This window comes from Teichococcus deserti (assembly GCF_001982615.1).
Lineage (GTDB): Bacteria > Pseudomonadota > Alphaproteobacteria > Acetobacterales > Acetobacteraceae > Pseudoroseomonas > Pseudoroseomonas deserti.
On sequence record NZ_MLCO01000312.1, the window covers coordinates 1 to 8,026 of the forward strand.

The 8,026-nt window shown below is 73.1% G+C and carries 8 protein-coding genes; 3 read left to right on the forward strand and 5 right to left on the reverse strand.

The annotated features are described in order from the left end of the window. Positions 1-795: amidohydrolase (locus tag BKE38_RS25320; RefSeq protein ID WP_165694280.1), on the forward strand; the 795-nt coding region annotated here is incomplete at its 5' end. A gap of 32 nt (positions 796-827) precedes the next feature. Then, complete coding sequence (locus tag BKE38_RS25325; RefSeq protein WP_076959991.1) at positions 828-2,396, forward strand: ABC transporter substrate-binding protein; 1,569 nt, start codon at positions 828-830, stop codon at positions 2,394-2,396. A 56-nt stretch (positions 2,397-2,452) separates the two neighbouring features. On the opposite strand, the gene lpxK is transcribed toward BKE38_RS25325, so the two are convergent. The 3 genes from lpxK to BKE38_RS25340 form a co-directional block, all read right to left on the reverse strand. Then, positions 2,453-3,442, reverse strand: a complete 990-nt coding sequence (gene lpxK, locus BKE38_RS25330) for a tetraacyldisaccharide 4'-kinase (protein WP_076959992.1) — start codon at positions 3,440-3,442, stop codon at positions 2,453-2,455. Positions 3,443-3,523: 81 nt separating this feature from the next. Then, positions 3,524-4,831, reverse strand: a complete 1,308-nt coding sequence (locus BKE38_RS25335) for a 3-deoxy-D-manno-octulosonic acid transferase (RefSeq protein ID WP_076959993.1) — start codon at positions 4,829-4,831, stop codon at positions 3,524-3,526. Next, the gene (locus BKE38_RS25340; protein WP_076959994.1) at positions 4,828-5,535 is read right to left on the reverse strand and encodes a lysophospholipid acyltransferase family protein; all 708 of its coding nucleotides are present in this window, start codon (positions 5,533-5,535) and stop codon (positions 4,828-4,830) included. The genes BKE38_RS25335 and BKE38_RS25340 overlap by 4 nt, the downstream gene beginning before the upstream one ends. A 144-nt stretch (positions 5,536-5,679) precedes the next feature. Between BKE38_RS25340 and BKE38_RS25345 the strand changes: the two genes are divergently transcribed. Continuing rightward, entirely contained in the window at positions 5,680-6,735 is a 1,056-nt protein-coding gene (locus tag BKE38_RS25345; RefSeq protein WP_083747858.1) for an AbrB family transcriptional regulator, read from the forward strand. Positions 6,736-6,741: 6 nt separating this feature from the next. Here the strand turns inward: BKE38_RS25345 and BKE38_RS25350 are convergent, their stop codons facing one another. After that, positions 6,742-7,209 carry a 23S rRNA (pseudouridine(1915)-N(3))-methyltransferase RlmH gene (locus BKE38_RS25350; RefSeq protein ID WP_076959996.1) on the reverse strand — a complete coding sequence of 156 codons (468 nt, stop codon included), beginning with the start codon at positions 7,207-7,209 and terminating at the stop codon, positions 6,742-6,744. Then, the coding region (gene rsfS, locus BKE38_RS33935; RefSeq protein WP_076959997.1) for a ribosome silencing factor at positions 7,206-8,026 on the reverse strand (821 nt) is incomplete at its 5' end. The genes BKE38_RS25350 and rsfS, both read right to left, overlap by 4 nt.

Genomic DNA, 8,026 nt, shown 5'->3' on the forward strand with positions numbered 1-8,026 from the left:
GTCGAGCTGATGAATGTCGGCGTCAACTACATGCGCGAGCACATGCCGAGCCATGCCCGCATCCACTACGCGCTGCAGGATGCCGGCGGCATCGCGCCCAACGTGGTCCAGGGGAAGGCGCGCGTCCGCTACCTGGTGCGCTCGCTGACCATGGCCGAGGTGCTGGCCCTGCTGGAGCGGGTGAAGAAGATCGCCCAGGGCGCCAGCCTGATGACCGAGACCAGCGTGACGCATCGCGTGCTCAGCGCCGATGCCGAGCTGGTGGCCAATCCGCCGCTGGAGCAGGCGATGGAGGATGCCTTCCTTCACCTTGGCGCGCCGCGCTTCGACGAGGCCGACAAGGACTTCGCGCGACAGATCCAGGCGACGCTGACCCCGGCCGAGATCGATGCCGCCTATCGCCGCGCCGGCCTCGACGCCGTCCCCGGCGAGGTCCTGGCCGAGCGCCTGGTGCCGCTCTCGGCGCCCGAGCCCGCCGGCATCGGCTCGACCGATGTCGGCACGGTCAGCTGGAAGGTGCCCACCGTGCAGGCGCGCGGCGCCACCTATGCCATCGGCACGCCGGGCCATTCCTGGCAGCTGGTCGCCCAGGGCAAGGCGCCCGCCGCCCACAAGGGGCTGGAGCATGTGGCCAAGGTGATGGCGGCGACCGCGGCCCAGGTCTTCGAGGACCCGGGCCTGCTGGCCCGCGCCCAGGCCGACCACGCCGCCCGCACGGCCGAGATGCCCGACGTCTTCCCGATCCCCAGGGATGTGCCGCCGCCGCTGGACATGGCCGGCAAGGCGCAGGCCTGATGCCCATCCTCTCCCCCCAGCGGAGCGCCCGCATGACCCCCCGCCTCATCGCCGCCGCCCTGGCGGCCATCGCCCTGGCCTCGCCGGCGCGCGCCGATGACCTGCGCATCGGCCTGTCGGCGCCGGTGACCTCGATCGACCCGCATTTCGCCAATGCGACGCCGAACTCCTCCTTCGCGCGGCATATCTTCGACCCGCTGGTGGTGCGCGGCCCCGACGGAAGGCCGATGCCCAACCTGGCGCTGTCCTGGACGGCGCTGGAGGAGAATCTCTGGGAGTTCAAGCTCCGACCCGGCGTGACCTGGCATGACGGCAAGCCCTTCACCGCCGACGACGTGGCCTTCAGCTTCAACCGCGCGCCCAGCGTGCCGAACAGCCCGGCCAGCTTCGGCGGCGCGCTGCGCACCGTGGCCAAGGTCGAGGTGGTCGACCCGCTGACGCTGCGCATCACCACCTCGGCGCCGACGCCCAACCTGCCGATCGACCTGACCGCCATCGCCATCGTCTCCCGCCATGTCGGCGAAGGCGCGACCACTGCGGACTACAATGCCGGCAAGGCCGCCATCGGCACCGGCCCCTTCCGCCTGCTGAGCTACAGCGCCGGCTCCTCCATCGAGGTCGAGCGCAACCCGGCCTGGTGGGGGCCGAAGCAGGACTGGGACAAGGTCACCTTCCGCATCATCCCCAATCCCGGCGCCCGCACCGCGGCGCTGCTGTCGGGCGATGTCGAGCTGATCGCGGCGCCGTCGTCGTCCGACCTGCCGCGGCTGCGCTCGGACCAGAATGTCCGCATCTTCGAGCGCCAGGGCTCGCGCGCGCTGTTCCTGTCGCCGGATTTCAGCCGGGAAGGGGCCTCGCCCTTCATCAGCGACAATGACGGCAAGCCGCTCTCGACCAACCCGATGCGCGACCTGCGCGTGCGCCAGGCGCTGTCGCTGGCCATCAGCCGCCAGGGCCTGGCCGAGCGCGTCCAGCAGGGCATGGCCGAGCCCACCGGCCAGTGGATGCCGCCCGGCGCCTTCGGCTACAACCCGGCCGTGGGCGTCCCTCCGCAGGACCTGGCCCGCGCCCGCAGCCTGCTGGCCGAGGCCGGCTTCCCCAACGGCTTCCGCCTGACGCTCCACGCCAGCAACGACCGCTACCCGGCCGATGGCCAGACCGCCCAGGCCGTGGCCCAGATGTGGAGCCGCATCGGCGTCGCCACCACCGTCGAGACCCTGCCCTTCGCCACCTACCTGACCCGGCTGGCCAAGCAGGAATACTCGATCGTGCAGAACAGCTGGGGCAGCTCCACCGGCGAGGCCGGCAGCGTGCTGCTGAACATCGTCCACAGCTACGACGCGCCGCGCCGCCTGGGCTCCAGCAACGACACCCGCTACGTCAACCCGACGCTGGACCGGCAGATCGAGGAAGCCCTCTCCACCATGGACCCGGCGGAGCGCGAGCAGCGCATCGCGGCGGCGGTGAAGGCCTCGACCGACGACCTGGCGCTGATCCCGATGATCCTGTTCAAGGCCGCCTGGGCCGCCCGCCGGCCGCTGACCTACGAGCCGCGCATGGATGAGCAGACGCTGGTCATGGGGATCAAGCGGGAGCGGTAAGCAAGGCTGGGGGGAAGTATCCCCCCAGACCCCCTTCTATCTTTGTCAGAAAGAAATCAGGCGGGGACCGGGACGCGTTGGGCCAGCGGGTCCAAGAGCGTCTCGATCGCCGTTGGCTGCTCCCATTCCAGCTTCACCGTCAGCACGGTCACCCGGCTGCGGAAGGCGGGGGGGATGCGGACGTAATCCTTCGTCGTCGTCACCGGGATGGCGCGCAGCGCCTCGGCCTGCTCCAGCAATTCGCGCAGGTCGCTGGCATCGAAAGGATAGTGGTCGGCATAGGCCATGCGGCCGGCCAGCACCGCGCCGGCCGATTGCAGGCTGGCGAAGAACTTGCGCGGATTGCCGATGCCGCAGAAGGCGAAGACCGGCTGGCCCGCCAGCAGCTCCGCCTCCGGCCCCGGCACCTGCCGGGCGCGCAGCACCGGCAGCCCCGGCGGCAGCATGGCCAGCGCCCCCGTCTCGTCCTCGCCGATCAGCACCGCCGCCCGGCAGCGCGCCGCCGCGGCCTGGACCGGCTCGCGCAGCGGCCCGGACGGGATGATCCGCCCGTTGCCGAAGCCGTAATTGCCATCGACGACCAGGAGGGAAAGGTCCTTCACCAGGCCGGGATTCTGCAGCCCGTCATCCATGATGATCGCCTGGGCATTGGCGGCGACGGCCGCCTGGCCGCCGGCGGCGCGGTCGCCGGCCACCCAGGTCGGGCGGGTAGCGGCCAGCAGCAGCGCCTCGTCCCCCACCGCCTGGCTATCATGCTGCACCGGGTCGACCAGCACTGGCCCCTTCAGCTTGCCGCCATAGCCGCGGGTCAGGAAATGCGTCGCCACGCCGCGATTCGACAGCCGCTGCCCCAGGTCGAGGGCCACCACCGTCTTGCCCGAGCCGCCGGCCGTGGCATTGCCGCAGCAGATCACCGGCACCGGCGCCTGCCAGCCCGGCTTGGCCACCCGCCGCGCGGTGGCGGCGGCATAGATCGCGGCGATGGGGGACAGGAGCAGGGGCGCAATTCCCCCGCTGCCCCCGCTCCAGAAGTCGGGTGCGCGCATCCGGTTGAGACCTGTCCTCTCTCTTGAGCGTGATGGCTTGAGGTGGAATCACCGAAAAGCCAGGATCACGCGAGCAGCCAACTAAGCTTCGCGGGCGACCGGCAGGGCGCCGGTGCCACGAGGCAGCATGTCCAGGATCGCAGAGGCCAGTTTTCCCGGCAGGTGGGAGGCATCCTCGGCGACCATCGCCGCGGCCCGGGCCATGGCCTGGCCGCAACCGGTATCCGATAGCACGTCTGCGGCGGCCTCGGCCAGCGTGGCGCCGTCATGCACCCGGCGCGCGCCGCCGGCGGCGATCAGCGCCTCGGTCAGCTCGCGCACATGCTCGGTGTGCGGCCCGATCAGGATCGGGCAGCCCAGCCGCGCCGCCTCCAGCGGGTTGTGCCCGCCCTTGGGCACCAGGCTGGCGCCGACGAAGGCGACGCCGGACAGCCGCAGGAACAGCCCGATCTCGCCCAGCGTGTCGGCAAGATACAGGTCGCAATCCGGCCCCGGCAGCCCGCCGGCGCTGCGCTGGACCACCTTGCCGAAGGGCGCGGCCAGCGCCAGCACCTCGGCCGCCCGCGCCGGGTGGCGCAGCGCGATGATGGTCAGCAGATCCGGGAAGCGGGCGCGCAGGCTCCGGTGCGCCTCCAGCACCGCCGGCTCCTCGCCCTGGTGGGTGCTGGCGCCGAAGAAGACCGGGCGGGTGCCGATCAGCGCGCGCAGCCGGGCGAGTTCGGCCGGGTCGGCCGGCGGGGGCTCGGCGGCGGCCTTCAGCTGGCCCCAGAAGACGGCGCCGGCGGCGCCCAGCGCCTTCAGGCGCGCCACGTCGTCCAGGCTCTGCGCCACCACCAGCCGGAAGCGCGACAGCATCTCGCGCGCCAGCCCCGGCGCCCAGCGCCACAGCCGGGCCGAGCGCGGCGAGATCCGTGCATTGATCAGCGCCGCCGGCACCCCGCGCCGGGCGAGGGCGGCGGAGATGTTCGGCCAGAGCTCGCTCTCGACGAAGACGGCGCCGTCCGGCTGCCAGCCGTCGAGGAAGGCCTCGGCCCAGCGCGGCACGTCGAGCGGCGCGAAGCGGTGGATCACCCGCGGCGCCAGCTCCTCCGGCAGGCGCTGGGCCAGCATGGTGGCGGCGGTGACGGTCCCCGTGGTGACCAGCAGGTGCAGCGCCGGCGCCCGCTCCAGCAGGGCCCGCATCAGCGGCAGCAGGGACAGGGTTTCGCCGACGCTGGCGCCATGCAGCCAGAGCAGCGGGCCGGCCGGGCGGTCGGCATCCAGGCCGCGGCGCTCGGCCAGGCGCTCGGGCACCTCCTTGCCGCGGCGGGCGCGCAGCTGCAGCCAATGCGGCAGCAGCGGCGCCAGCCCGGCCCCCAGCAGCCCGGTGGCGCGGCCGAGCAGGCTCACAGGCGCCGCTCCTCCATCGGCTGCCCGGCGGCCCAGGCATCGGCGGTGTCGCAGGCGGCGTTCAGCGCGGCCTCGATGGCGGGGATGGAGCCGGTGGGATTGTCACGCGACACGGTGATGGCGGCGCCGCAGACCAGCACGCCGCGGCCGAAGGGCAGCGGCAGCATCATGCGGTCCCAGCTGGGCAGCAGGCGGTGGCGCGTGGTCGCAGCGGCGGTGGGCAGCACCGGCGCGTCGCCCACGGCGGCGATCACGGCGACGCCCTCGGCCGCCTTGCGACGGGGGCCGCGCGGGCCGTCCGGCGTGATGGCCACCGGGCTGCCGCCCTTCAGCACGCGCAGCAGGCTGCGCATGCCGGCAGCCCCCCCGCGCGAGGTCGAGCCATGCACCATCACCAGGCGGAAGCGCGAGACCACCTCGCCGATGAAGCGGCCGTCGCGGTGCTGCGAGACCAGCACATGCGGCTGCCAGTGCCCGACCTCGGGAAAGAGCTTGTGGGTCGCGGTCCAGAGCATCGGCATCATCGGCAGGCGTTCGTGCCAGAAGGTGATGATCACCGGCCGCTGGGCGCGGGCATGGGCCTCGATATGCTCGGCGCCGACCATCGACCAGCGGGTCGTGCGGTAGCAGAAGCCGAGATAGGCGCTGAGCAGCCGGGCCAGCGCGGTCTGCGTCCGGGGGTGGCGGATCAGCTTGCGGAACATGGGGCATCGCGGTTCGTCACGCTGGCGGCCCTAGCACAGCTGCGGCCAGGGCGGAAATTAACCGCGTTACAGGCGCAAACCACGTCCGGTTGTTGTGCATTGCAGCACGTTGCCAGCGGCGAGCCAGCCACTAGGCTGGCCGCGATGCGAATCCCTGCCTTCGCGCCCCGTGTCGTGCTGTCCCACCTGCTGTGCCTGGCGCTGTCGGGGCTGGGCGGCGCGGTGTTCTTCAAGCTCGGCACGCCGCTGCCCTGGCTGTTGGGCGGAATGTTGTTCGTCGCCCTGGGCCAGCTGGCGGGGCTGAAGCTCGCCGCCTGGCGGCCGGCCCGCAACCTGGGCATGCTGGTGATCGGCGCGGCGCTCGGCCTGTTCTTCACGCCGGAGGCGGCCGGGCATCTTGCCCAGCGCGCGCCGCTGGTGGTCGGGGCGGCGCTGGCGACGCTGGCGCTGGGGGTGCTGCTGTCGCCGCTGCTGGCGCGGCTCGGGCGGCTCGACCGGCCCTCGGCGCTGTTCGGCTCGATCCCCGGCGGCGTCGCCGAGATGAGCGTGCTGGGCGAATCCTACGGCGCCAAGCCGATCGCGGTGGCCATCATCCAGCTGCTGCGCGTGGTCGGCGTCGTCGTGCTGGTGCCCAGCACCTTCGCCGCCCTGGGGGTTGCCGGCCACATCCCCTCGGCCGCCCTGGCCCGGCCGCTGGAGCCGCTGGGCTTCCTGGCGCTGATCCTGGCCTCGGTGCTGGCGACCTGGCTGCTGATCAGGATCGGCGTACGCAATGCCTGGCTGCTGGGCGGGCTGTTCGTCAGCCTGGGCCTGACCGCGACGGGCCATGCGCTGACCGGCGTGCCGAGCTGGATCACCGCCATCGCCCAGGTGGCGATGGGGGCGCAGCTGGGCGCCCAGTTCGAGCGCGCCGCGCTGCTGGGCAGCGGCCGGCTGCTGGGGGCGGCGATCCTGCATGTGCTGCTGCTGACCGGGCTTTGCGCGGCGCTGGGCGCGGCGCTGACGCTGGTCTCCAGCGTCGACCTGGCGACGATGGTGCTGGCCACCGCCCCCGGGGGGGTGGCCGAGATGTCGCTGACGGCGAAGATCCTGTTGCTGGACGTGCCGGTGGTGGTGGCGTTCCACCTGGTGCGGATCGCGCTGACGGCGATGCTGATGCAGCCCTTCAGCGCGCTGCTGCGCCGCTGGGGCTATCTGTAGACGCCGCTAGGGCCGCCAGCCGCGATGGTAGGGATGGTTGGCCCTGATCGCCTGGGCCCGGTAGAGCTGCTCGGCGAGCATCCCGCGCACCAGGAAATGCGGCCAGGTCATCGGCCCGAGGGAGAGGCGCTGATCCGCCCGCGCCTGCACCAACGGGTCCAGCCCTTCGGCGCCGCCGATGACGAAGGCCAGCGTCTTCCCGGACTCCTCCCAGCGGGTCAGCAGGGCTGCCAGCCCTTCGCTGTCCGGCATATGGCCGCCGAGATCCATGGCCACAACCAGGGCGCCGGCGGGCAGGGCGGCGAGCAGGGCCTCGCCTTCCCGCCGCCGCACTTCCGCGGGCGAGCCGCGCCCCTCGGCGATCTCCCTGACGCCGAGGGGCGGGCGCAGCCGCGCATTGTGCTGGGCGAAGAGATCCGCCTCCGGGCCGGGCTTGATCCGGCCGACGGCGACGAGAAGCGGCGCGCGGCTCAGCCGCGGCCCTCCCCGTCGCCATCGTCCTCGTCCATGCCGCCGTCGAGGGCGTCGCCGTCGAGATCGTCCTCGTCATCCGCGTAGTCGGCGGCGGTCAGCGAGGGCAGGGGGGCGTCGTCGCCGGCCAGGCTGTCCTCCTCGCCGGGCGGCGGGCTGTCGGGGCCCCACATCTTCTCCAGCCGGTAGTTGGCGCGGGCCTCCGGCTTGAAGAGATGGACGATCAGGTCGCCGGCATCGAGCAGCACCCAGTCGGGCGAGGTCTCGGTGCGGATGCGGCGGATGCCGTGCTCGGCCAGCACCTTGTCCAGATGCGCGGCCATCGCCTGGATCTGCCGGTCGGCCAGGCCGGTCGCCACCACCATGCGGTCGGCGAAGGCCGAGCGGCTGGCGATGTCGAGCACCACCACATCCTCGGCCTTGTCATCCTCCAGGCTGGCGACGGTGGCCTTGACCAGCAGCTCGATCTGGCTTGGGTCGAGCTTGGCGCGCTGCGGCACCTTGCGCGGCTGGCGGGTGGCCGCCGGCTTCTCGGTCTTGCTGGCCGACTTGGCCGGCTTGGCGACGGGCTTGCCGGCGGCCGGGTTGACCGTGGCGCCCTTGCGGGCCGGCGGCTTGGCCTGGGCCGCGGCGGCCTTGGACGCGCTGGCCTTGCTCGCCGCGATCTGGCGGATGGCGGGGGCGCTGCGGGTCGCGGGCCTGGCGGCGGTGGCACGGGCCGGCTTGGCGGCGGCCGAGGCGCGGGCCGGACGGGCCTCCGACTTCGGCGCGGCGCTGCGGGCCGGCTTGGCGGCGGCGGTGGCGCGGGCCGGACGGGCCT

Coding starts and splice junctions, on each gene's coding strand:
- BKE38_RS25325 (WP_076959991.1), top strand. CDS start 828: ATGACCCCCCGCCTCATCGCCGCCGCCCTGGCGGCCATCGCCCTGGCC.
- lpxK (WP_076959992.1), bottom strand. CDS start 3,442: ATGCGCGCACCCGACTTCTGGAGCGGGGGCAGCGGGGGAATTGCGCCC.
- BKE38_RS25340 (WP_076959994.1), bottom strand. CDS start 5,535: ATGTTCCGCAAGCTGATCCGCCACCCCCGGACGCAGACCGCGCTGGCC.
- BKE38_RS25345 (WP_083747858.1), top strand. CDS start 5,680: ATGCGAATCCCTGCCTTCGCGCCCCGTGTCGTGCTGTCCCACCTGCTG.